This window comes from Acinetobacter wanghuae (assembly GCF_009557235.1).
GTDB lineage: Bacteria > Pseudomonadota > Gammaproteobacteria > Pseudomonadales > Moraxellaceae > Acinetobacter > Acinetobacter wanghuae.
In genome coordinates this window covers 2,123,176-2,148,889 of record NZ_CP045650.1, presented here as the reverse complement: position 1 = coordinate 2,148,889, position 25,714 = coordinate 2,123,176, and the positions used below count along the sequence as shown (strand labels likewise).

Sequence of the window (25,714 nt, the reverse complement as noted above, 5' to 3'; positions counted from 1 at the left end):
TGCATTGATAATTGATGCATGCTGAAGGTATTGCTGTATTTACAACTAAAACAATATGGTGCCTATGAGTCTCCCACTCATGGGCTTTCAAAGAATCTAAAATAGGTGTTCGATATGAATACTTCATCATCAGGTTCGGTACTTAAAACGATTGTAGCGGTTGTTGCCGTTATTTTTGGTTTGGTACTACTGATTGGAGGGATTTATCTTGCAGTGCTTGGTGGGTCTTGGTACTACATCATTGCAGGTATTCTCTTTATTGCTACGGCAGTATTATTACAAAAGCAAAAAAGCAACGCGCTGGTGGTCTACGCTGTTCTCATGTTGGGTACAGTGGTGTGGGGCCTATGGGAAGTTGGTTCTGACTTCTTCGCGCTTGCGCCTCGTTTAGACATCCTAGGTGTCTTTGGTTTAGTGTTACTTATCCCTGCGGTTACTCGTGGTTTCGATAATACTAAAACTGCGAAAATGGCTTTAGGCGGTTCATTAATTATTACGATTTTAGTAATGATTTATGCTGTCTTTAATGACCCACAAGAAATTCGTGGCGAATTAAAAACTCAACAACCTGAAAAACATCAAGCAATTGCTGGTGTGGCTGATGAAGATTGGCCTGCATACGGTCGTACACAGTCTGGTCTACGTTATTCACCGTTAAAACAAATTAACTCTGAAAACGTTAAAGATCTTCAAGTGGCTTGGGAATATCACACTGGCGAATTCAAAACTGAAAACGACTCAGGTGAGACTACAAACCAAGTAACACCAATTAAAGTGGGTAACAACATGTACATGTGTACTACCCACCAAAAATTGACTGCACTTGATCCTGCGACTGGTAAAGCAAAATGGACTTACGATCCTGTATTAAGAGCAGATAACACATATCAACATTTAACATGTCGTGGTGTGTCTTACTTTGATGCAAACAACACTGTTGGTTTCGAAACAAGTCTTGCTGCTAAGAAAACTGTATCTGCTGAATGTCCACAGAAAGTGATTCTTCCTGTGAATGATGGTCGTCTTGTTGCGGTAAATCCAAACACAGGTAAACCATGTTCTGACTTCGGTAAAAACGGTGAAGTTGATCTACAAAAAGATATGCCATTCCCTTATCCAGGCGGCTATATCCCAACTTCTCCTCCAGTGATTACTGGTACAACAATTGTTATCGCAGGTTCTACTACCGATAACTATTCTACTGAAGAACCATCTGGTGTGATCCGTGGTTATGACGTAAACACTGGTGAACTTCTATGGGTATTTGATACTGGTGCTGAAGATCCAAATGCGATCCCTGCTCCTGGTCAAAAATTCGTACACAACTCACCAAATGCTTGGGCACCTTTAGCATATGATGCTAAATTGGATATCGTATATATTCCAACGGGTGTAGGTACTCCGGATATCTTCGGTGGTCACCGTACTGAGTTAGATGAACGTTATGCAAACTCTATGCTTGCGTTAAACGCGACAACTGGTAAGTTGGTTTGGAACTTCCAAACAACACATCACGATTTGTGGGATATGGACGTACCGTCACAACCTACATTGGCTGATATCAAAGACAAAGATGGTAAAACTGTTCCAGCAATCTATGTATTGACTAAAACAGGTAATGCCTTCGTTCTTGACCGTCGTAACGGTAAAGCAATTGTACCTATTACAGAAAAACCAGTTCCACAATCTGTGAAACGTGGTCCTCAGACTAAGGGCGAGTTCTATTCTAAAACTCAACCATTCTCTGACTTTGATATGGCACCAAAAGAGAAATTGACTGACAAACAAATGTGGGGTGCCACTATGTTTGACCAATTGATCTGTCGTGTATCATTCCATAAATTGAACTACGATGGCATTTATACGCCACCATCTGAAAACGGTACTTTGGTATTCCCAGGTAACTTAGGTGTGTTCGAATGGGGCGGTATGTCTGTAAACCCAGACCGTCAAATTGCTGTAATGAACCCAATTGGCTTGCCATTTGTAACTAAATTAATCCCACAAGATCCAAACCGTCCGCAAACTGCGAAAGGTGCGGGTACTGAAGCGGGTGTTCAACCAATGTATGGCGTGCCTTACGGTGTTGAAATTAGTGCGTTCTTATCTCCATTCGGTTTACCTTGTAAACAACCTTCATGGGGCTTCGTGGCTGGTGTTGACTTAAACACTCACGAAACTGTATGGAAACGTCGTATTGGTACAATTCGTGACAGTATGCCTGGTATTCCATTACCTCCGTTCAAAATGGGCGTTCCAATGTTGGGTGGTTCTATCTCAACTGCGGGTAACGTAATGTTTGTTGGTGGTACTCAAGATAACTATATCCGTGCAATCAACGTAACTAACGGTGATGAGCTTTGGAAAGGTCGTCTTCCTGCAGGTGGTCAAGCGACTCCTATGACTTATGAACAAAATGGTAAACAATACGTTGTTATCATGGCGGGTGGTCACGGTTCGTTCGGTACCAAAATGGGTGACTCTGTTGTTGCTTACGCATTACCAGATCAAAAATAATTGAGTTTTTAACTCAGTTTAAAAAAGCCTGATTCGTCAGGCTTTTTTATTATCTTGTTTCTTATATTGCCCATTTTATGGTTCATAGAGAAATGATGTGAATTTGTTGCTGAAGCATCAATTTTGTTCAGGTCATATTAAAATAGTCATTGATATATGGCTGATTTTTATTGCCATTTAAACCAAGCCAACAATTCGTTTAAATGTTGGTGATACAGAATTTTAAAGCCAAATCCGAATGATAAATGGTGTGATCTAAACATTGTATTGAGATACATCTTTTTAATGCTCGATGATAAAAATCAAGACGTTGCAGCATGAGTTGTGAATGGCATCTCGTTGATGTACTCAGTGAATTAAACTATTTTTAAATAAGGTTTGTCCCTATGTCGCAAAGCCCGAAATTTCCATTTGTAAGAACGACCTTGTCTTGCTTAATCGCTTGTATTGGTCAACAGGTATATGCAGAGAATGAAGCGCAAGCAGTTCAAACGCTAGATACAATTGTGATCGAAGCGACTCGTACAGATCGTGATGTGATGTCAACACCTGCATCTGCTTACTATCTGACCCAAGAGCCGCAAAAAGGCATGAATGTTAACCTGTCGGAAACCTTAAAAGGTGTGCCAGGTTTACAGCTCAATAACCGCGAAAACTATGCACAAGACTTGCAAATTTCAATGCGTGGCTTTGGCGCACGTTCAAGCTTTGGTGTGCGTGGTGTGCGTTTATATGTCGATGGTATTCCGGCAACCATGCCTGATGGTCAAGGTCAAACCTCAAATATTGATTTAAATAGTTTAGATCATATTGAAGTTTTAGGCGGTGGTTTATCTTCACTGTATGGTAACTCATCGGGTGGTACAATTTTGACTACAAGTCGTGAAGGGCAAGGGAATGACTCGATTACCCTTGGTTACTCGGGCGGCAGTGAAAATAAAGGGCAAGCCAATGTTGTCCTGCAAGGTGGCGCGAAAAATGCCAATGAACCGAGTTATATCTTAAGTTCATCTTATTTTGATACCGATGGCTTCCGCGATCATAGTGGTGCAAATAAAATTTTGAGTAATGCCAAGCTCACTTGGGATTTGGATGATGGCTCAAAAATTAATTGGATTAATAACTACGTTAAAATTGAAGCAGATGATCCGGGCGGCTTAACACGTGCCCAATGGAAAGAAAATCCAAAACAAGTTGTTGGAAATGTGACTAAATACAATGCACGTAAAGAAATTGAACAGGTGCAAACAGGTTTAACGTGGAATAAACCAATCAATGATCAGAATGACATTTATGCGATGGTCTATGCAGGACAGCGTTCTGTGACACAGTATCAGTCAACGCCTAAATGTGCTTATGTTGATGAAACGGATATTTGTAAGCCAAATACGGTTCAACTCGGTAAGAAGCATGCCGGTGGTGTGATTGATTTTGATCGTAATTTTTACGGTACCGACATTCGTTGGACAGGCAAAGAAGTTTTACCAAATTTAAAATTGATCGCAGGTGTTGCCATTGATGGAATGAGTGAAGAGCGTAAAGGCTTTCAAAACTTTATTGGCGATACACAATATGGTGTTAAGGGTGAACTACGCCGTAATGAAGATAACACTTTATGGAATTTAGATCCCTATTTACAAGCGTCTTATGCTGTGAATGATGCTGTAAATGTGGATGCAGGCTTACGTTATAGTAATGTACATTTTAAATCAGAAGATCATTATATTACTAAGGATAATGGGGATAACTCGGGTAAAAATGATTATCAAAAATTATTGCCATCTTTAGCAATCAGTTGGAAAATCTTACCTGAGCTGATGGCATATGCAAGCTATGCACAAGGTTTTGAAACACCAACCTTTACTGAAATGGCATATCCTGCTGATACTGATTCGGATCAAAATTTTAATCTTAAAGCTGCCGAAAGCGATACTTACGAGCTAGGATTAAAATCTTCAAATATGCTTGGAGACTTTACTGCAGCAGCATTCTATACAAAAACTCAAGATGATATCGTCGCAGCAGCGAGTGATTCTGGTCGCTCAACATTCCGTAATGCAGATCAAACTGTAAGACAAGGTGTAGAGTTGTCTTGGAACAAAAATGTATGGCGTGATTTAACCGCACAAGCAAGTTATAGTTATATTGATGCAAAATTCGATGCGGATATTCCAGAAATTTTAGATAAAGATGGCAAAGTAACTGTAGCTGAAATCCCGAATGGAAATTATATTCCGGGGATTGCGAAGAATCAGGCATTCTTAAGCTTGGGCTGGAAACCTGAAAATGGTTTACGTGCGGGTGTAGATGTTCGTTATAGTGATAAAATTTACGTTAATGATGGCAATTCAGATGCAGCACCAAGCTATGTCGTTGCAGCAGCCAATATTGGTTATAACTGGACGGTCAATGATTGGGCATTCAATACTTTTGCTCGAGTGGATAATTTGTTTGATAAAGATTATTCAGGTTCTGTAATTGTGAATGATTCAACTAAGCCTATTGGTCGTTATTTTGAGCCAGCAGAAGGGCGTAACTGGAGTGCAGGTTTGAGTGTGACCAAAGCATTTTAAGTCTTATGTCTAGATAAAAAAAATCCCGCTACTTGAGCGGGATTTTTTTATCATCTTTCGATTACCAGCTTAACGCACCACCAGTTTGGTAATCCGTAACACGAGTTTCGAAGAAATTCTTCTCTTTACGTAAATCCATCATTTCTGACATCCACTGGAATGGATTATTCACACCAGCAAATTGTTCAGGTAAGCCCAATTGACTTAAACGACGGTTTGCAATGAATTTTAAGTATTCTTCCATCATTGCAGCATTCATACCAAGTACACCGCGTGGCATCGTGTCACGTGCGTATTCGATTTCTAGCATTGTACCTTCAAGAATCATTTGAATGATTTCTTCTTGGAACTCAGTTGTCCACAGGTTTGGATTCTCGTTCTTGATTTGGTTAATCATATCGATACCAAAGTTCAAGTGCATCGATTCATCACGTAAAATGTACTGGAATTGCTCAGCAACACCATTCATTTTGTTACGACGACCCATCGACAAGATTTGTGAGAAACCACAGTAGAAGAAGATCCCTTCAAGTACACAGTAGAACGCGATCAAGTTGCGAAGCAAGATTTGGTCATTTTCAGGTGTGCCTGTCTTGAAGGTTGGATCGCTTAACTGTTGCGTATATTTCAGACCCCAAGCTGCTTTACGTGCAACTGATGGAACTTCACGGTACATATTGAAGACTTCGCCTTCATCCATACCTAATGATTCGATACAGTATTGGTACGCGTGCGTATGAATTGCTTCTTCAAAGGCTTGACGTAAAATGTATTGACGGCATTCAGGGTTGGTAATGTGACGGTAAATCGCCAATACCAAGTTGTTTGCAACCAATGAATCGGCAGTCGAGAAGAAACCAAGTGAACGCATTACAATTGTACGTTCGTCTTCAGTTAAGCCATTTTCAGACTTCCAAAGCGCGATATCGTGATTCATGTTCACTTCTTGCGGCATCCAATGGTTTGCACATCCGTCAAGATACTTCTGCCACGCCCATTCGTATTTGAACGGTACAAGTTGGTTCAAGTCAGCACGACAGTTAATCATTGCTTTGTCGTCAACTTGTACACGTTGCGCGCCCATTTCAAGCTCTTCTAAGCCCGGAGCAACATCAAGTTGTTCTAGGGAAGCAGATGCTCTTGCCAACGAATCGGTTGGATTTGATCCTCGGTTTTGAGTGGCTCTAATGGGTTGTGTAGCTGCCACATTCGACGGTGCGTTGTGTGCATCAGATACCACTTGTGTATGAGCCGCTTTTTGCGGTTCGACGGGCGCAGACTGGAGTTCAGGTGCAGCCGATTTTTGCGAATCATCTTCGAAATCGTCCCAACTTAGGATAGACATATCAATTCTCTCTACGTTGCTTATATCTTTTATTTAGACATCCAGCAACGCTGAGATGTCCTACTATACGCTCATCTAGGTGTAAGCAAAATTAAGTTTTGTCGATAAACGCCTTAAAATTGTTCTGTGGCGCAATCCCCACTACTTATTTTGATTACGCTTTGCCTTTGCAGATTTCAACCAGAAATAGGCAACAGGGACGTAAAACAAAACGGCAAAGGAAATGACCAGGGCTGCAAGTCCTAACATATAGTTTGGGGTAATTGGATCCATGGTCATTTCCTTAGTTATTGGTAATCCTTTCAAATGAAAGGATTACTCATATTGCTTAAATAGATTGCCAGCTTTACCGAAAAATATGGTAGCGCTATAGCAATACTGAATTCCCATAGTCTTTTAATTAATTTGATTAGTTCAAAGCAAATCAATTTTAAGGACTTAAACAAAGTATGCGCTAGATAAGAATTTTTAAATCTTAACGCCCATAGGATTGTTATTGTAAAACTTACAACCATTTGAAGAGACTTACGTTCTTCTTTGGTTAAATCAATTTTTCTACCAAAGATATCTTTTCTTTTTTTCATAATTTTTCCTCTCAGAAAAATTACGCTACACGTAGCCACGTTTAGAGATTTTCAGAGAGGCTACGTCAGTAGCCTAATTTCTGATTTCGATACCTTTAGTTAATTATTGACAAGCTTCACAATCAGGATTGTCAATTGAACATGCCAATGGCACTGGTGCTGCTTGAGCAAAACCATCTTCTTCAACAGCTTCAGGTTTTTTCGCTTCAACTACAGGAGCAACTGCTGCAACAGGCGCTGCCGCTACAGTTGATTTCACTGCGTTTAACGCGCCAGTATTAATGGTTGATTTCTCAGCAGATGTCGCACCCAATGCACGTAGGTAATAAGTGGTTTTAAGACCACGTAACCACGCCATTTTGTAAGTCATATCCAATTTCTTACCGTTTGCACCAGAGATGTAAAGGTTAAGAGACTGTGCTTGGTCAATCCATTTTTGACGACGTGAAGCAGCATCAACGATCCAACGAGGTTCAACTTCGAACGCAGTTGCAAAGATTGCTTTTAATTCATCAGGAATACGCGCAATTTTTTGTACTGAACCTTCAAAATGTTTCAGGTCGTTGACCATCACTGAATCCCAAAGACCACGTTCTTTCAATGCACGAACAAGGTAAGGGTTGATGACAGTGAATTCACCAGACAAGTTTGATTTCACATATAAGTTTTGGAATGTTGGCTCAATCGATTGAGACACGCCACAAATATTTGAAATGGTTGCAGTTGGTGCAATTGCCATCACGTTCGAGTTACGCATACCGTCTTTTTGAACTTTGGCACGTAACGTGTCCCAATCCAAACGAGTTGTACGGTCTACTTCGAACATACGTTCAGGACGTGATTTTGCCACGATGTCTAACGAGTCGATTGGCAAGATGCCTTGATCCCATAGTGAACCTTTGAAGGTTTCATACGTACCACGTTCAACAGCCAAATCGCTTGACGTTTGAATTGCGTAGTAAGAAATCACTTCCATCGATTCATCAGCAAACTCAACGGCAGCTTCAGAACCATACGCAAGATTCATTTCATACAATGCATCTTGGAAGCCCATGATACCCATACCGACAGGGCGGTGCTTCATGTTTGAATTGCGTGCTTGTGGAACAGCGTAATAGTTAATGTCAATCACGTTATCAAGCATACGAACCGCAGTTTTCACTGTGCGTGCTAGTTTTTCGCGATCAAGATTGCCACCTTTTACGTGTTGTACAAGGTTGATTGAACCTAAGTTACATACCGCAATTTCATCTTTGTTTGTGTTGAGGGTAATTTCAGTACACAAGTTAGATGAGTGAACCACGCCAACGTGTTGTTGTGGTGAACGTAAGTTACATACGTCTTTGAATGTGATCCACGGGTGACCTGTTTCAAACAACATCGACAACATTTTGCGCCACAAGTCTTTCGCACGAATGACTTTGTGTAGCATATTATTTTCTTTGGCAATGGCTTCGTAGTGCGCATAACGCTCAGCGAATTCTGCACCTGTTAAATCATGCAAATCAGGTGTTTCAGAAGGCGTGAACAGTGTCCAATCGCCATCTTCAAAGACACGTTGCATGAATAAATCTGGAACCCAGTTTGCAGTATTCATGTCGTGCGTACGGCGACGGTCATCACCTGTGTTCTTACGAAGCTCTAGGAATTCTTCAATGTCCAAGTGCCAAGTTTCAAGGTATGCACAGACTGCACCTTTACGTTTACCGCCTTGGTTTACCGCAACAGCTGTATCGTTCGCCACTTTTAGGAATGGAACAACACCTTGAGATTTACCGTTTGTACCTTTGATGTAAGAGTTCAATGCACGAACTGGGGTCCAGTCGTTACCTAAACCGCCTGCCCATTTAGACAACATTGCGTTATCACGCATTGCGCCATAAATGTCATACAAGTCATCATCAATGGTTGTTAAGTAGCAGCTCGACAACTGTGGACGTAACGTACCTGAGTTGAATAGGGTAGGCGTAGATGCCATGTAGTCGAAGCTTGACAATAAGTTATAGAACTCAATCGCTGATGCTTCGCGGTTTGCTTCATTTAACGATAGACCCATCGATACGCGCATGTAGAACAATTGCGGTAATTCGAAACGGATGCCATCAGAGTGAATGAAGTAACGGTCAAATAACGTTTGTAGACCTAAGTACGTAAATTGGTTTGAGCGTTCAGGTTTGATTGCAGCAGCCAATTTTGCAAGGTCAAAATTAAGAAGTTCTGGAGAAAGTAGATCAAGCTCGATCCCTTTCTTTAAGAATGTCTCTAAAGCATCGCCTTCATTGGTGTCTGTAGGTAGACCCAAGAACTCAAGACCTGTAGCCACTAAGTTGTCACGAAGTAAACGTGCAGTGACATAAGTGTAGTTAGGCTCTTGTTCAATACGGGTACGTGTTGCCATCATCATTGTGGTTGCAATGTCTGACTCTTTTACACCGTTATATAAGTTCTTAACCGTTTCATCGACAATGGCTTGAACGCTAATCCCTTCAAGACCTTCAGCTGCTTTTTCAACATGTGCAGTTAAAGCACCTAAGTCTAAAGGCTTAAGTTTGCCGTCTGCATCTGTAATTTGTAATGTAGGGTGATGATTTGCACCCAATTCTTTACGCGCTTCAGCACGTTGATCGCGATAAATGACATAAGCACGCGCAACTTTTTGCTCGCCAGTACGCATTAGCGCAAGTTCAACTTGGTCTTGAATTTCTTCAATATGAATCGTGCCGCCAGAAGGCAAGCGACGGTTAAAGGTGTTCATTACCATTTCCGTCAGTTGCTCAATACGGTCGTGAATACGACTCGAATCAGCACTTTGTTGGCCTTCAACAGCCAAAAACGCTTTACCAATTGCCACAGAAATTTTTTCTGCATCAAAAGCGGCAACATCGCCGGTGCGTTTAATCACCTGAAGTTGACCAGGAGTTGAAGTGATTACGCTCATTTTAGCATAGCTCCATTGTCATCTATTTTTATGTTTATGGACCGTTTGAACTGAGCAAAAAACATGCCACAGTGTTTGAGGGATAAACACAAGACCTAGTGGTTTATAAATTAATTGAACACAAGATACGGGAAAATTAAGGGTAGATCAATATTGACATTCGCCTAAAAATTTTGATCAAACTTGTTGAGAATCCATCTCAAAATTATCCTTGTTTTTATCATTTTCATGTAAGCCTTGTTGGGCAAGGTGTAGGATAGCAAAGCTAAATAAAAGTGCTTATAGATAACATTGTGGATAAGTGAAAAGAGTTGAATCGTGTTTATTTAAGTAAACACTTTTTGTGCAGTTGATATCACGCTAAATCATTCAGTTGAGGAAAATGACAGCAACTAAACGCGAACTTTAAATATTTATTCAAATAAAATATTACAAAATGCTACTTTGATGTATCGGTTTGGTGAACGCTATCTTGTTTACAATGTAAACGTGTGTATATTGCAGTTAATATTCAATCGTATCTATTGGATTTCTAAAGGATACGTCCAATTAATAAAGGGACAAACATATGAGTCAAGAAGAAAAGTTACCCAAGATTTTAATTGTGGAAGATGATGAGCGTTTGGCTCGTTTGACACAGGAATACCTGATTCGCAATGGTTTAGAGGTTGGGGTAGAGCCAGATGGTAATCGTGCGATTCGTCGTATTGTTGCTGAACAACCTGACTTGGTTGTACTTGATGTAATGTTGCCGGGTGCGGATGGTTTGACTATTTGCCGTGAAGTTCGTCCACATTATCATCAACCGATTCTGATGTTGACTGCGCGTACTGAAGATATGGATCAAGTCTTGGGTCTTGAAATGGGCGCGGATGATTATGTCGCTAAGCCTGTTCAACCGCGTGTGCTTTTAGCGCGTATTCGTGCATTGTTACGTCGTACAGACAAAGTGCCTGAAGATGAAGTTGCGCAACGTATTGAATTTGATGACTTAGTGATTGATAACGGCGGTCGCTCAGTTACACTCAATAACGAACTCGTTGATTTCACCAGTGCAGAATATGACTTATTATGGTTGCTGGCTTCAAATGCGGGTCGTATTTTATCGCGTGAAGATATTTTTGAGCGTTTACGCGGTATTGAATATGATGGTCAAGACCGTTCAATCGATGTGCGTATTTCACGTATTCGCCCAAAAATTGGTGATGATCCGGAAAATCCAAAACGTATTAAAACCGTACGTAGTAAAGGTTATTTGTTTGTCAAAGAAACCAACGGTATGTAATGCATACCGTTTCAATGGCTAATATAAGTGAGTAAAACCCTAGGTGTTTAAACACAGTATATTTTTGCGTATCTATGCAGGGCTTGTCATCCTCGTGGTGTTGGTGGCACTGTTCGGCTATCTGTTGGTACAGATTATTAACTACCAACGTGCGCAAGAGTATCGTGAGTCCTTGACTGATGGTATTGCATTTATCATTAGTGAAGGTGTAGCACGGCAACCCAACGCTCAACAAAAAATAGATTGGATTTCAGATGCATCAGATTTGCTGGAATTGCCGATCTATTATGTCAAATCTGACAAAGTTGAGCTGACACGTGCGGAAAGGCGGCGTATCAACGATCGTCGTGCGGTTGTGCGTTGGGATGCGCAAACCAGCGTTGCTTATATTGTACTGGGCTTGAAGGATGATCCAGATCATTATCTTTATATCAAGGCAGATAATCTGACTGAACGCCAAATGAAGGCGTTGCCGGTCTTTATTTTAGATTATTTGGTGTATTATCCGGGTCAAGAAAAAGAATATCTTGCCAAAATCCAATCTCATTTTTCTTATCCGATCGGTATTGAAAGTGTTCAAAGCCTGCCGCTCGATTCAGAGCAAATTGGTCGCTTACGTTTAGATCACAGTATTATTTTGTATCGGGATAGTGCCTCGATTCGCGGTACCACCATTTCAATTGTTTCGCCTATTCCAAGTTCAACTTCTGAAGTGTTGGTGATGGGTCCTGTGCCGTTGTTTAACTGGATGCCTTTCCAGTTGGCGGCAGGTATTACCTTGCTCAGCTTATTTGTACTTAGTCTTGGTGTGTATGGTCTATTGCTGCCTTTACAGCGTAAGCTGCGTGAAGTGAGCTACGCTTTAAACAAAATGAAGTCCGGTAATTTATCGATGCGTCTTGAAATTGACGGCAAAGATGAAATGGCTTTACTGGCATCGAGCTATAACAAAATGTCAGATCATATTCAGCGTTTGATTGAGTCGCAGCGCGAATTGATGCGTGCAGTGTCTCATGAGTTACGTACCCCAGTGGCACGCATTCGGTTTGCCATGGAAATGCTTGCTGATGAAGATGATTATGAGTATCGATTGCAGCAAGTGGAGCAAATTGATAAAGACATTGAAGCGCTGAACACCTTGATTGATGAGATCATGACTTATGCCAAGCTTGAGCAGGGGACGCCATCGCTTGATTTTGAGCAGGTGATTTTGTATGACGTACTTGATCAGGTCGTGGTTGAGACTGAAGCCTTAAAGACTCAGAAAAAAATTGAACTCCTGCCTATGCCTGAGAACTTTGTGGTGGATGCAGAGCGTCGTTACTTACATCGCGTGATTCAAAACTTGGTAGGTAATGCGATTCGTTATTGTGATGAGCGTATTGTGGTCAGTGGTGGGCTTGATTATCAAGGTCAAGCTTATATCTGTGTTGAGGATGATGGGGCAGGTATTCCAGAAGAAGACCGTCAACGGATTTTTGAGGCATTTTCGCGATTAGACGATAGTCGTACACGTGCTTCAGGTGGTTACGGTTTAGGCTTGTCTATTGTGAGTCGAATCGCCTTTTGGTTCGGCGGAACCATCACTGTGGATGAAAGTCCGACCTTGGGTGGAGCGCGTTTTACGATGAGTTGGCCGCCACATCGTTATCGCAAAAAGAACAAGCATAAATCTAGTGATGAGCACAAAGAAGAAGTGCCCTTGATTGAACCTTAAACAAAAAACGATGCATCGGCATCGTTTTTTTGTTTAGAAAATTTAATTATTCGTGCAAATTGGCATCAGGTGCAATGATGCTTTTACCTGCACGTAAACTGGTTAATGCGTGTGCATTAAGTTCGAGTAGGAGTGTGTTGTTTTTAGCATTAATTTGATAGCTTTGAATGATCTTTTGGTCGCCTTCTAAGGTGTCGACTTTATATTCATCTGCAATATTCAAAATGCCGTCAAGGTTTGTGGTTGCTGAGGCTAAGTCCTGACGGAACAGCTCGTAAATATCGCGTAAATCAAAAATTGCATTGTCAGCTTCAGGGTGCTTTTCGACGTAAGTTTCAAGGTGGCGAATGAAAAGTTGGGCGGATAAGAAATAATCAGGTTTGTGAGTGAAATCTAAACTCATAGAATGTCGACCTTATTGTGATTGTTGTGTTTCACTACACAAATATCACAATCTGATGCTAGGTTGAAGAATCTGAGACCTCTTGTTGCAAAAACCAAACAAATGATTGTAAATCAGTATTTTTTATTAGTGATAAGCATTGTTTTTATAAGCGCTTGAGTTTGGAAAAAATAATTAAAAAATGATTTTTTATTTGTTAAATCGATTGATTGGTGCTGTATGTCATACAAAGCTTTACCAAAGAGCATTTGCATAAAAAAACATCTAAAAGACTAAGGCTTATAAACTAGCAAGTGAAATCTAAAATCAGGTACAATTGGCGGGATTAATTTTGTGTTTGGTGTATTCGAAGGCCAATACATACATTCTTTTGTTAATAAATAGGCCTGCCAGGAGTTATCCCCGCATGAGTGCCATTACTCCATACGATTGGGCAATTATTGCCTTCGTGATCGGCGTTACATTTTTATGCGTCTTCATGCTCACAGTTCCATTACTCCTAGGGGGTAAGTCATGGGGCCGTGCTAAGCAGGAGCAGTTTGAGTCAGGTGTAGTAGGTGCAGGTGGAGCTCGTATCCGCTTGTCTGCGAAATTCTATTTAGTGGCGATTTTCTTTGTCGTTTTCGATATTGAAGCACTTTATCTTTATGCATGGTCTACTTCTGTGCGTGAAGCAGGGTGGTTCGGTTTCACAACTGTGGTTATTTTTGTGGTCGATTTATTGATTGCATTGATTTATGCCGTGAAAGTGGGTGCGTTGAATTGGGCGCCGACTGACAAACGTAAAGCTGCTGGTAAGGCGTTCAAAATTGGTTCGCCAAATATGGATCTTGCAGAAATTACGCGCTTTAACTCAATTGAAGAATTGGTAACAGACCCGACTGGTCAAATCCCAGCTCAATCCTCTGGTCGTGTGAAATCTTCACCGGCTACATCATCTGATAAGGAGTAACTCGGGATGAAATATACTTTAACCCGTGCGAATCCGGATGCTGATCAATATCCACTTCAAGAGCGTATTCCGGTAGAAGATCCGCTTTTACAAGAAGAAGTGAATAAAAATGTGTTCATGACTCGTTTAGAGGACGTGATGCACACAGCAGTAAACTGGGGTCGTAAGAACTCGGTTTGGCCGTTTAACTTTGGTACATCTTGTTGCTATGTTGAATATGCAACAACGTTAACAGGCGTACATGACTTGTCACGCTTCGGTGCAGAGGTTATCCGTGCTTCACCTCGTCAAGCAGATTTGATGATTGTTGCTGGTACGTGCTTCGTGAAAATGGCGCCAGTGATTCAACGTTTGTATGAACAAATGTTAGAGCCAAAATGGGTCATTTCAATGGGTGCATGCGCAAACTCAGGTGGTATGTACGACATTTATTCGGTTGTACAAGGCGTGGATAAAATCATCCCAGTCGATGTTTATGTTCCAGGTTGCCCACCACGTCCTGAAGCTTTAATTCAGGCATTGATGTTGTTGCAAGACCAAATTCAACTCGAACGTCGTCCGCTTTCAGCGGTCATTGGTGACGATCTTAAGCCAGTTTATAAGCCAAAGATGATGCCTGAACGTGACCGTAAGAAAGAACAGCGTGTTGCTGTGAAAAATCTACGTTCGATGGATGAAATTAAATAATTTAAGCGCGCTATGTTGATGCACCTAATTGAGGGTGTCATTGTCGTTTAAGTTGACTGAATTTGTATTAAATAGGAAGCCAAGCTAATGGCTGAAACTGACATTGCTATGCCAGAATCAACGCCGGTTGATTCCCGCCCTGCATTTGCAATTGTAGAAGAGCTCAAAACCAAGTTTGGTGAGAACTTCTATGTGCAAAAGACTTTCGAGGATTTCCCGACAGTTTGGGTTGAGCGCGCACGTGTGCAAGACGTCTTAATGTTCTTGCGTACTGTATCGCGTCCTTACGTGATGCTATTCGATTTGTCAGCGGTAGATGAGCGTCTACGTACGCACCGTGATGGATTGCCTGCATCTGACTTCACAGTGTTCTATCACTTGTTGTCTTTAGAGCGTAATACCGATATTCGTATTAAAGTTGCGTTAGCTGAGAGTGATCTTAATCTTCCAACAGCAACCAACATTTGGCCAAATGCCAACTGGTACGAACGTGAAGCTTACGATATGTTCGGCATCAATTTCGAAGGGCATCCAATGCTCCGTCGTATTTTGTTGCCAACCTATTGGGAAGGTCATCCACTTCGTAAAGAATATTCTGCACGTGCGACTGAATATACGCCGTACATGCAAAACCAAGCGAAACAAGATTACGAGCAAGAGCATCTTCGCTTCGTACCTGAAGATTGGGGTATGAAACGCGGTAATAAAGATGAAGACTTCATGTTCCTAAACTTGGGTCCGAACCATCCATCTGCGCACGGTGCCTTCCGTGTCATTCTGCAGTTGGACGGTGAAGAAGTGAAAGACTGTGTGCCTGACATCGGTTATCACCACCGTGGTGTGGAAAAGATGGCTGAACGTCAAACTTGGCATTCATTCATTCCGTATACAGACCGTGTCGACTACTTAGGTGGTTGTGCGCAAAACATGCCTTACGTGTTAGGTGTTGAGCAAATGGCAGGGATTACTGTTCCTGACCGTGCACAATGTATTCGCGTGATGATGTCTGAATTGTTCCGTATCAATAACCACTTATTGTTCATTGGTACTGCAATTCAAGATGCCGGCGGTATGACACCTGTGTTCTACATGTTCGCCGATCGTCAAAAAATCTATGACGCGATTGAAGCGATCACCGGTTACCGTATGCACCCAGCATGGTTCCGTATCGGTGGTACAGCACACGACCTTCCAAACAACTGGCAACATTTAATCCGTGAAATCTTGGATTGGATGCCTAAACGTTTGAAGGAATACCATACTGCAGCGCTGAAAAACTCTGTATTTATTGGTCGTACCCGTAATGTTGCGCAATACGATGCAAAATCAGCATTGGCTTGGGGTGTGACAGGTACAGGTCTGCGTGCGACAGGTATCGATTTTGACGTACGTAAGTACCGTCCATACAGTGGCTACGAAAACTATGATTTCGAAGTACCACTTGAGTATGAAGGCGATGCATATGCACGTGTCATGGTTCACTACCGTGAAATCGAAGAATCGCTGAAAATCATCAAGCAATGTTTAGATAACATGCCGTCTGGTGCATATAAAGCAGATCATCCACTGGCTGTTCCACCACCAAAAGACAAGACACTACAAGATATTGAAACCTTGATTACGCACTTCTTAAGCGTATCTTGGGGTCCTGTCATGCCAGCAGGTGAAGCATCTGTGATGGCGGAAGTGGTGAAAGGTGCGTCGAACTACTACTTGACTTCAGACAAGTCAACGATGAGTTACCGTACTCGTATTCGTACACCAACCTTCACGCATTTACAGCAAATGCCTTCTGTGATTAACGGCAGCTTAATGTCTGACTTAATCATTTATTTAGCGACCATTGACGTCGTAATGGCTGACGTGGATCGCTAAGGGGTAATCGCATTATGATGATTTTGACTGATAAAAAACCACGTGTGAATGTTGAAGGGATTTTGACTGCGGAAGAAATTCACGATATCGAACATCACATTGGTCATTACCCATACCCACGTGCGGCATGTTTAGATGCACTTAAATGTGTACAACGCCGTAATGGTTGGGTCGATGACGCACAAATGAATGCCATCGCGCAAATGCTTTCAATGAGCGTTGCCGATTTGGAAGGCGTGGCGACATTCTATAACCGTATTTACCGTCAACCTGTTGGTCGTCACGTGATTTTATTATGTGATTCGATTGCGTGTTTCTTGATGGGTGCGGAAACTTTGGCAGAAGCATTCCAACGTGAACTCGGTATCTCGTTTGGTCAAACCACCGCTGATGGTCGTTTTACTTTACTTCCGATTTGCTGTTTAGGTAACTGTGACAAAGGTCCAACCTTAATGATTGATGAAGATACGCACGGTCTGGTTGAAGTGACTTCAATTAAACAGTTATTGGAGAAGTATGTATGAATACTGAACCAAAACCAATTTATGGCGACGGTAACCCAGAAACGCATCCACTGACTTGGCGTTTAAGTAAACAAGCCAATGTTCGCAGTGCAGATGACTATGAAGCTTTAGAAGGTTATGCGGGCTTTAAAAAAGCACTCACAATGCCGCCTAAAGATGTACTTGATGTCATTAAAGCTGCAACTGTAAAAGGTCGTGGTGGTGCAGGCTTCCCAGCAGGTATTAAATGGTCGCTCATGGCGCCAAACGACAATTCAGGTCCACGTTACCTGATTTGTAATGCCGATGAAATGGAACCGGGTACCTTTAAAGACCGTTTGTTGATGGAAGATCTTCCACATCAATTGATCGAAGGGATGTTGATTGCGGGTTATACGCTAGAAGCAACACACGGTTATATCTTTATTCGTGGCGAATACATTGAGGCCGCTCAGTACTTAAATGAAGCACTTGAGCAAATTCGTGCCAAAGGTTACTTGGGTGAAAACATCCTAGGATCTGGTTGGAGCTTCGATTTACACGTGCATACGGGTGCGGGTCGTTATATTTGTGGTGAAGAAACTGCATTGATTAACTCGCTTGAAGGTCGCCGTGCAAATCCACGTACTAAGCCGCCATTCCCGCAAGTGGCAGGTGCTTGGGGGCGTCCTACGATTGTCAACAACGTAGAAACCTACAACAACTTACCTGCAATCATGCTGCGTGGTCCTGAATGGTATATCGGTTTATCTGCGGGTAAATCGAAAGATCCAGGCACAAAAATTTACGGTGCCTCAGGTAAAGTGAAATTCCCGGGTCTTTGGGAGCTTCCATTTGGTACGACTGCACGTGAAGTGATTGAAGAACATGCTGGTGGTATGCGCGACGGTTTAAAACTGAAAGCATGGTTACCAGGTGGTGCATCAACTGACTTCTTGGCAGCAGAACATATTGATTTGCCAATGGATGCTGAAACCATCATGAAAGCAGGTTCACGTTTAGGGACATGTTTGCTCATGGTGGTGGATGAAACCCAATGTATGGTGTCTGCAACACGTAACTTAGAAGAATTCTTTGCACGTGAATCATGTGGCTTCTGTACCCCTTGCCGTGATGGTTTACCTTGGGCGGTGAAAGCGCTGAAAGCATTGGAAAATGGTACAGGTAAACAGGAAGATATCGATCACTTACAAGAACTAACTCGTAAGTTGTGGATTGGTAAGACTTTCTGTGCCCATGCGCCGGGTGCAATGGAACCGCTTATGGGCGCTCTCAAACATTTCCGTGGCGAATTTGAAGCGAAAGTCGTAAATGCGGCCGCTCAAGTTAGCAACACCGAACAAGTTTAAGGAATTCGACTATGGCTACAATTCATGTCGATGGAAAAGACTACGAAGTAAATGGCTCGGAAAACTTGCTACAAGCATGTTTGTCTTTGGGTCTGGATATTCCATACTTTTGTTGGCATCCATCCTTAGGTTCTGTTGGTTCTTGCCGTCAATGTGCCGTCAAACAATACGCGAATCCAGAAGATACGCGTGGACGTTTGGTGATGTCATGTATGACGCCAGCTTCTGACAATTCCTATATTTCGATTGAAGACAAAGAAGCAACGGAATTCCGTGCATCGATTGTTGAATTCTTAATGACCAACCACCCACACGACTGCCCAGTCTGTGAAGAAGGTGGTCACTGTCATTTACAAGATATGACAGTCATGACACAGCACGATCGTCGTCGTTACCGTTTCACTAAACGTACGCATTACAACCAAGAGCTTGGTTCGTTTATTGCGCACGAGATGAACCGTTGTATCGCATGTTACCGTTGTGTTCGTTACTACAAAGACTACGCTGGCGGCACAGACTTTGGTGTCTATGCGAATGCATCACGCGTTTACTTTGGTCGTCCAGAATCAGGTACATTAGAATCTGAATTCTCAGGTAACTTGACTGAAGTCTGCCCAACAGGTGTATTCACCGACAAAACGCATTCAGAACGTTATAACCGTAAGTGGGACATGCAGTATGCGCCAAGCGTATGCCAAGGCTGTTCTTCGGGTTGTAATATTTCTCCGGGTGAACGTTATGGTGAGCTGCGTCGTGTCGAAAACCGTTTCAACGGTGAAGTGAACCAATACTTCCTATGTGATAAAGGTCGTTTCGGTACGGGTTATGTGAACCGTGAAGATCGTCCGCGTCAACCACAGTTCCGTCAAGGTACAAACGTTGAAACTGTGTCTGTAGATACAGCGCTTGATACTGTGATTGCAAAAATCCAAGGCAAAAAAGTGTTGGGTATCGGTTCTCCGCGTGCATCGCTTGAATCAAACTTTGCACTTCGTGAATTGGTGGGTCAGGACAACTTCTCAACAGGTTTATCTCAAAAAGAGCAAAACTTAGTTGAGCTTGCAGCGTCTATTATGCAAACCGAGGGTGTTTACAACCCAGGTATGCGTGAAATCGAAAGCTACGATGCTGTATTGATTTTGGGTGAAGACCTGACACAAACTGCGCCACGTATGGCTTTATCTGTTCGCCAAGCTGCGAAAAATAAAGGCAAGGAAATGGCGGCAGAGCGCCGTACGCAAGAATGGTTGGCTGAACCTGTTCAGCGTATTGCCCAAGATGCGAAATCTCCGATTTACATTTTGGCTGCAACACAAACACGTTTGTCTGACGTTGCGACAGGTGAGGTTGTTGCTTCTCCAAACGACATTGCGCGTTTAGGTTTTGCAGTTGCTGCAAGCATTAAAGGCGAAAGCGTTCTTGGTTTAGACGATGATGCGAAAGCATTTGCACAAACCATTGCAGATACCTTAAAAGCTGCGAAAAAACCACTCATTATTTCGGGTACAAGCTTACAAGATCCAGCGATCATGGAAGCTGCTGCACAAGTGGCGCAAAACCTTGGCAATGCAGGCTTAACTTTGACTGTTCCTGAAGTGAACTCAATGGGCTTGGCAATCTTCGGTGGCAACAGCCTTGAGCAAGCATTTGCACAAGACTATGACACTGTTGTGATTGTGGAAAATGACCTTTATCGTCGTTTACCTGCTGCACAAGTCGATGCTGCACTTTCAGGCAAAGAAGTGATTGTTCTTGATCACTCAGAAACTGAAACTGTGAAGAAAGCGAATATCGTACTTTCTGCTGCAAGCTTCGCCGAAGGTGATGGTACGGTTGTATCGCAAGAAGGCCGTGCACAACGTTTCTATCAAGTGTATGACCCGAGCTACTACAAACCAGAACTTGCGATCAAAGAATCTTGGCGCTGGTTGCATGCCATTGAAACTGGCGTGAAAGGTCAAGCGATTGCTTGGACCGTGCTTGATGATGTGATTGAAGCAGTTGCGAAAAATGTACCTGCGTTAGAAGCAATTCAAGATGTAGCACCAGATGCAGGCTTCCGTGTACATGGCTTAAAAGTGGCACGTGAACCACGTCGTTACTCCGGTCGTACCTCTATGCGTGCGCCGTTGTCGATTCATGAGCCGAAACAACCAACCGATAAAGATTCTGCATTAACATTCTCGATGGAAGGTTATGTCGGTAATCAAACACCGTCTGCGCTTGTACCATTTGCATGGTCTGCGGGTTGGAACTCACCACAAGCTTGGAATAAATTCCAAGAAACAGTGGGCGGTTCATTGAAAGGTGGTGATTCAGGTATTCGTTTATTTGATCGTTTGGCAAAACGTCCTGCACGTAGCTATGTCGCACCTGCGCCTGTACTTGTAAACGCTGAAAGCTTCCGCTTAGTGCCAATGCACCACATCTTCGCGTCTGGCGAATTTACCCTGAAAACACCAGCCATGGAATCGCGTATTCCTGAAGCGGTCTTTGCAGTCGGTGAACAAGATGCAACACGCTTGAACTTAACAGACGGTCAAAAAATCACTGTGAAAGCAGGTGAGGCTTCAATCGTTCTTCCAGTGCAAGTGATTGAATATTTACCAACAGGTTATATTGGTTACCCAATTGGTCTAGCACCAACGGTATCTCTTGCAGAGCCTGTATCAGTCGCGGTAGGAGTGTAATTCATGGAACAAGAATTAATCCGTCAAACGCCGCTTTGGGCTGAAAACTGGCCAATCGCCTATTCAGTTCTGCAAGCAATTGTGATCTTACTGGTTGTGGTATTGATCGCTGCGTTGATGTCTTTTATTGAACGTCGTCTTTTAGGTTTGTGGCAAGACCGTTACGGTCCGAACCGTGTAGGTCCGGGTGGTATTTTCCAGATCGTTGCCGACATGCTCAAAATCATGTTCAAAGAAGACTGGACACCAAAATTTGCTGACAAATTAACCTTCCGTATGGCACCTGCAGTTGCGATGGCAACTGCGGTATTGTCGTTTATGGTTATTCCGGTTTCACCATACTTAGGTGTTTCGGACATGAGCATTGGTCTGTTGTTCTTTATGGCAATGGCGGGTCTTGCTGTGTATGCAGTATTGTTTGGTGGTTGGTCATCAAATAACAAATATGCATTACTCGGTGGTCTACGTTCTGCTGCTCAAACCATTTCTTATGAAGTGTTCTTGGGTATTTCCTTGATGGGTGTGGTTGCAATTGCAGGCTCATTCAACATGCGTGAAATTGTAGAAGCACAACGTGATGTATGGTTTGTGGTTCCTCAGTTCTTAGGTTTCCTTATCTTCATGGTTGCGGGTGTTGCGGTAACGCATCGTCACCCATTTGACCAACCAGAAGCGGAACAAGAATTGGCGGAAGGTTACCATGTCGAATACGGTGGTATGAAATGGGGTATGTTCTTCGTTGCCGAATACGTCAACGTAGTTCTCATCTCTGCTTTAATCGTGACCTTATTCTTCGGTGGTTGGCTTGCGCCATTTAACCTTGAACTTTCGTTCATTCCACCTGCATTCTGGTTCATTATCAAAACAGCATTCTTTGTAATGATGTTTGTATTGGCGCGTGGTTCTTTAATGCGTCCACGTTATGACCAAGTGATGAACTTTGGTTGGAAAATTTGCTTGCCACTCGCGTTGGTTAACCTTTTGGTGACTGGTGCTGTGATTCTGATGAATCATACGGCCTAAGACAGCAGGGAGAACAAAATGTTTAAATTTCTAGCTGGATTCGGGTCAATCGTTCGTTCGTTGTTTATGGTGTTTAGCCATGCAACGCGCAAACGTGACACCATTTTATATCCGGAAGTGAAAGCTGAAGATATCGTGCCACCACGTTTCCGTGGTCGTATTGTATTGACACGTGACCCAGATGGCGAGGAACGCTGTGTGGCATGTAACCTCTGTGCGGTTGCTTGTCCTGTCGGCTGTATCTCACTACAAAAAGCAGAAAAAGAAGATGGTCGTTGGTATCCGGAATTCTTCCGTATTAACTTCTCACGTTGTATTTTCTGCGGTATGTGTGAAGAAGCATGTCCAACGACTGCCATTCAGATGACACCTGATTTCGAACTCGGTGAATATGTTCGTCAAGACTTAGTCTATGAAAAAGAACATTTACTGATTTCAGGTCCTGGTAAATATCCTGACTATAACTTCTACCGTGTAACAGGTATGGCTGTTGCAGGTAAAGACAAAGGTCAAGCGCAACGTGAAAGTGCGCCGGTTGATGTACGGAGTCTATTACCATGATGTGGCCGTTTTATTTGATGGCACTTGTGGCCATCGTCTCTACGATTCGTGTTGTCACTAACACCAATCCAGTACACGCATTACTCAGCTTAATCGTGTCGCTTCTTGCTGCAGCAGGCATGTTCTTAATCGTGGGTGCGCCGTTCGCGGCTGCACTTGAGATCATTGTTTATGCAGGCGCGATCATGGTGTTGTTCGTGTTCGTGGTCATGATGCTGAATCTTGGTCATCAAACTGTTGAACAAGAAAGCAAATGGTTGACATCATCTGCTTGGGCATATCCTGCACTCATGAGCTTCTTGATGGGTCTGATCCTTGTATGGACACTCAACTCGGATTACACACAAGCCACTCAGGTGATGGGTGTTGAAGTGGTGGGTCCTAAAGCTGTGGGTACAGCACTCTTTACTCAGTACTTACTATTGGTTGAAGTTGCTGCGATGTTATTGCTCGGCGCGATTGTCGCTGCATATCATCTTGGTAAACGCGAACCAAGTGCAGAAGAGGACACGGAATAATGGGCAACATCCCTTTAGAGCATGGTCTGATCGTTGCATCAATTCTTTTTGCACTGGGTTTTTACGGTGTGATGGTGCGACGCAACCTACTATTTATTTTAATGAGCCTTGAAATCATGATGAACGCTGCTGCACTCGCGTTTGTTTTGGCAGGGAGTGCATGGGCACAGCCAGATGGTCAAATCATGTTTATCTTGATCTTGACGCTTGCTGCTGCTGAAGCATGTATTGGTCTTGCGATCGTCCTTCAGTTCTATCATCGCTTCCATCACTTGGATGTGGATGCTGCTAGTGAGATGCGCGGATGAGTTATTTATATCTAACAATTTTATTCCCGCTCATTGGTTTTGTCCTTTTAGCGGCAGGGCGTAACAAACTTCCTGAATCTGTAGCTGCGATCATTGGTGTCGGTGCTGTTGGCCTATCCGCTTTATTTGCTTTAATTGCAGGTATTGATTTTAATAACAGCGGTGCAGTTGCCAATGTTCAACATCTTTGGACATGGTTCAATGTGGGTGGTTTTGCACCAGGCATGAGCTTGCACCTTGATGGTTTATCTTTACTGATGCTTGGCATGATCACGGGTGTGGGTTTCTTAATTCATATCTTTGCATCGTGGTATATGCGTGGTGAAGAAGACTTCGCACGTTTCTTCTCTTACTTTAACCTGTTCGTTGCAAGCATGTTGCTTCTCGTTCTTGGCGATAACTTAGCGTTATTGTTCTTGGGTTGGGAAGGCGTAGGTCTATGTTCTTACCTATTGATTGGTTATTACTACCAAAACCCACAAAATGGTTTGGCAGCAATCAAAGCATTTACAGTGACACGTGTCGGTGATGTCTTCTTACTTATCGCGTTGTTCTTGATCTACCAACAGTTCGGTACTTTAAATATTGCAGAAGTGGTTGCTGCTGCGCCAACAGTTTTGGCTCAGAGCTCTTCAATTGCAATTTGGACTGCACTTATGTTGTTCTTGGGTGCTGCAGGTAAATCTGCACAGATCCCATTACAAACATGGTTGGCAGATGCAATGGCAGGTCCAACACCTGTATCAGCATTGATCCATGCTGCAACAATGGTAACCGCAGGTGTTTATCTCTGCTGCCGTATGTTCACTGTATTTGAACAAGCACCTGAAGTCATGGTGTTTATCTCAATCACAGGTGCGGTAACCTTGATCGTTGCTGGTTTTGCGGCACTCGTTCAAACAGACATCAAACGTATTCTTGCTTACTCTACAATGAGTCAGCTCGGTTATATGTTCATGGCTGTCGGTGCTGAAGCATACCAAGCGGGTCTATTCCACATGCTTTCTCACGCATTCTTCAAGGCATTATTATTCTTGTCTTCAGGTGCGGTGATCCTTGCTTACCATCACGAACAAAACATCTTTAAAATGGGTGGCTTGTTCAAACATAACAAATTCCTATTTGCATGTTTCGCGATTGGTGGCGGTGCGTTGGCAGCAATTCCATTCTTAACTGTGGGCTTCTTCTCAAAAGACGCGATTCTTGGTGCAGTGTGGGTTGCAGGTCAATCAGTTGCAGTTTATGACTGCTTGTACTGGACAGGTGTTGCGGGTGCGTTCTTAACCTCTATTTATACATTCCGTTTAATCTGGGTTGTATTCTTTGGTAAAGAAAACACGCCATATCACAAAATTTCAGGTGCCTCTTACTGGTTGCCATTGGGTATTCTTGCCGTGCTTTCAACTTTCGTTGGTGCAGCATTAAAAGCGCCTGTAGAAAGTATTCTTAACGCAGCGCGCATTCCTGCCTTCAACGTGCCTCAAGCACTTGAACATGGTATGCACTCTGCTGAATACACAGCGGTGGGTATTGCACTGGTTGGCCTAGTCATTGGTATCGTGTTATTTGCCTTTGCTTATAAAGCAGTGAAATCTTTTGCAGCCACTTGTTTTGGTGCAGGTTTAGTCAATATCTGCAAAAATGCCCTCGGTTTCGATGCATTGTATGACTTGATCTTCGTGAAACCTTACTTGTTCTTCGCAAAATTGTTTGGTCGTGACCCGATTGATAGCTTATGGCTCGTGCTTCCTGCATTAGTGAAAGGTGGTCATAGCTTTACAAGTTCACGTCAAACAGGTTCATTGCGTGAATACGCATCTAGTATGGGGCTCGGTGTCGTTGTCCTACTGATGATCTTGCTCGTGATTCAGGTAGTGGGGAAATAA

The 25,714-nt window shown here is 42.8% G+C and carries 19 protein-coding genes; 15 read left to right on the top strand and 4 right to left on the bottom strand.

Annotation, left to right across the window (positions count from 1 at the left end; all coding sequences use genetic code 11):
* The first annotated feature begins 114 nt into the window (after window positions 1-114).
* On the top strand, window positions 115-2,517 hold the full coding sequence (locus tag GFH30_RS10175; RefSeq protein WP_153372319.1) for a glucose/quinate/shikimate family membrane-bound PQQ-dependent dehydrogenase: 2,403 nt from the start codon (window positions 115-117) through the stop codon (window positions 2,515-2,517).
* Between the two features lie 386 nt (window positions 2,518-2,903).
* Entirely contained in the window at window positions 2,904-5,090 is a 2,187-nt protein-coding gene (locus tag GFH30_RS10170) for a TonB-dependent receptor (protein WP_153372317.1), read from the top strand.
* A gap of 61 nt (window positions 5,091-5,151) precedes the next feature.
* On the opposite strand, the gene GFH30_RS10165 is transcribed toward GFH30_RS10170, so the two are convergent.
* From GFH30_RS10165 to GFH30_RS10160, 3 genes are all read right to left on the bottom strand, one after another.
* Complete coding sequence (locus GFH30_RS10165; RefSeq protein WP_153372314.1) at window positions 5,152-6,435, bottom strand: ribonucleotide-diphosphate reductase subunit beta; 1,284 nt, start codon at window positions 6,433-6,435, stop codon at window positions 5,152-5,154.
* A gap of 141 nt (window positions 6,436-6,576) precedes the next feature.
* The gene (locus GFH30_RS13505) at window positions 6,577-6,708 is read right to left on the bottom strand and encodes a hypothetical protein (RefSeq protein WP_264766834.1); all 132 of its coding nucleotides are present in this window, start codon (window positions 6,706-6,708) and stop codon (window positions 6,577-6,579) included.
* 414 nt (window positions 6,709-7,122) lie between these two features.
* Entirely contained in the window at window positions 7,123-9,957 is a 2,835-nt protein-coding gene (locus GFH30_RS10160) for a ribonucleoside-diphosphate reductase subunit alpha (RefSeq protein ID WP_153372312.1), read from the bottom strand.
* A 568-nt stretch (window positions 9,958-10,525) separates the two neighbouring features.
* On the opposite strand from GFH30_RS10160, the gene bfmR reads away from it, so the two are divergent.
* Entirely contained in the window at window positions 10,526-11,242 is a 717-nt protein-coding gene (bfmR, locus tag GFH30_RS10155) for a response regulator transcription factor BfmR (protein WP_153372310.1), read from the top strand.
* Window positions 11,243-11,285: 43 nt separating this feature from the next.
* Entirely contained in the window at window positions 11,286-12,959 is a 1,674-nt protein-coding gene (gene bfmS, locus GFH30_RS10150; protein WP_153372308.1) for a sensor histidine kinase BfmS, read from the top strand.
* 46 nt (window positions 12,960-13,005) lie between these two features.
* Here the strand turns inward: bfmS and GFH30_RS10145 are convergent, their stop codons facing one another.
* A complete protein-coding gene (locus GFH30_RS10145; RefSeq protein ID WP_153372306.1) occupies window positions 13,006-13,362 on the bottom strand; it encodes a hypothetical protein in 357 nt (118 codons plus the stop codon).
* Window positions 13,363-13,768: 406 nt separating this feature from the next.
* On the opposite strand from GFH30_RS10145, the gene ndhC reads away from it, so the two are divergent.
* From ndhC to nuoL, 11 genes are all read left to right on the top strand, one after another.
* A complete protein-coding gene (ndhC, locus tag GFH30_RS10140) occupies window positions 13,769-14,314 on the top strand; it encodes an NADH-quinone oxidoreductase subunit A (protein ID WP_153372305.1) in 546 nt (181 codons plus the stop codon).
* Between the two features lie 6 nt (window positions 14,315-14,320).
* Window positions 14,321-15,001, top strand: coding sequence for a NuoB/complex I 20 kDa subunit family protein (locus GFH30_RS10135; protein WP_153372303.1), 681 nt, complete (start codon window positions 14,321-14,323; stop codon window positions 14,999-15,001).
* A gap of 87 nt (window positions 15,002-15,088) precedes the next feature.
* Window positions 15,089-16,876, top strand: a complete 1,788-nt coding sequence (gene nuoC / locus GFH30_RS10130) for an NADH-quinone oxidoreductase subunit C/D (RefSeq protein ID WP_153372301.1) — start codon at window positions 15,089-15,091, stop codon at window positions 16,874-16,876.
* A gap of 14 nt (window positions 16,877-16,890) precedes the next feature.
* Window positions 16,891-17,400, top strand: a complete 510-nt coding sequence (gene nuoE, locus GFH30_RS10125; protein WP_153372299.1) for an NADH-quinone oxidoreductase subunit NuoE — start codon at window positions 16,891-16,893, stop codon at window positions 17,398-17,400.
* A complete protein-coding gene (nuoF, locus tag GFH30_RS10120) occupies window positions 17,397-18,728 on the top strand; it encodes an NADH-quinone oxidoreductase subunit NuoF (protein WP_153372297.1) in 1,332 nt (443 codons plus the stop codon). Before nuoE ends, nuoF begins: the two co-directional genes overlap by 4 nt.
* 11 nt (window positions 18,729-18,739) lie before the next feature.
* Entirely contained in the window at window positions 18,740-21,418 is a 2,679-nt protein-coding gene (nuoG, locus tag GFH30_RS10115) for an NADH-quinone oxidoreductase subunit NuoG (protein WP_153372295.1), read from the top strand.
* 3 nt (window positions 21,419-21,421) lie between these two features.
* A complete protein-coding gene (gene nuoH, locus GFH30_RS10110; RefSeq protein WP_153372293.1) occupies window positions 21,422-22,441 on the top strand; it encodes an NADH-quinone oxidoreductase subunit NuoH in 1,020 nt (339 codons plus the stop codon).
* 18 nt (window positions 22,442-22,459) lie between these two features.
* Window positions 22,460-23,002 (top strand): NADH-quinone oxidoreductase subunit NuoI, encoded by a 543-nt coding sequence (nuoI, locus tag GFH30_RS10105; RefSeq protein ID WP_153372291.1) that lies wholly within the window; start codon window positions 22,460-22,462, stop codon window positions 23,000-23,002.
* Window positions 23,002-23,520 carry an NADH-quinone oxidoreductase subunit J gene (nuoJ, locus tag GFH30_RS10100; protein WP_171500994.1) on the top strand — a complete coding sequence of 173 codons (519 nt, stop codon included), beginning with the start codon at window positions 23,002-23,004 and terminating at the stop codon, window positions 23,518-23,520. Before nuoI ends, nuoJ begins: the two co-directional genes overlap by 1 nt.
* Window positions 23,520-23,828, top strand: a complete 309-nt coding sequence (gene nuoK / locus GFH30_RS10095) for an NADH-quinone oxidoreductase subunit NuoK (protein WP_004280769.1) — start codon at window positions 23,520-23,522, stop codon at window positions 23,826-23,828. Before nuoJ ends, nuoK begins: the two co-directional genes overlap by 1 nt.
* Entirely contained in the window at window positions 23,825-25,714 is a 1,890-nt protein-coding gene (gene nuoL / locus GFH30_RS10090) for an NADH-quinone oxidoreductase subunit L (protein WP_153372287.1), read from the top strand. The genes nuoK and nuoL overlap by 4 nt, the downstream gene beginning before the upstream one ends.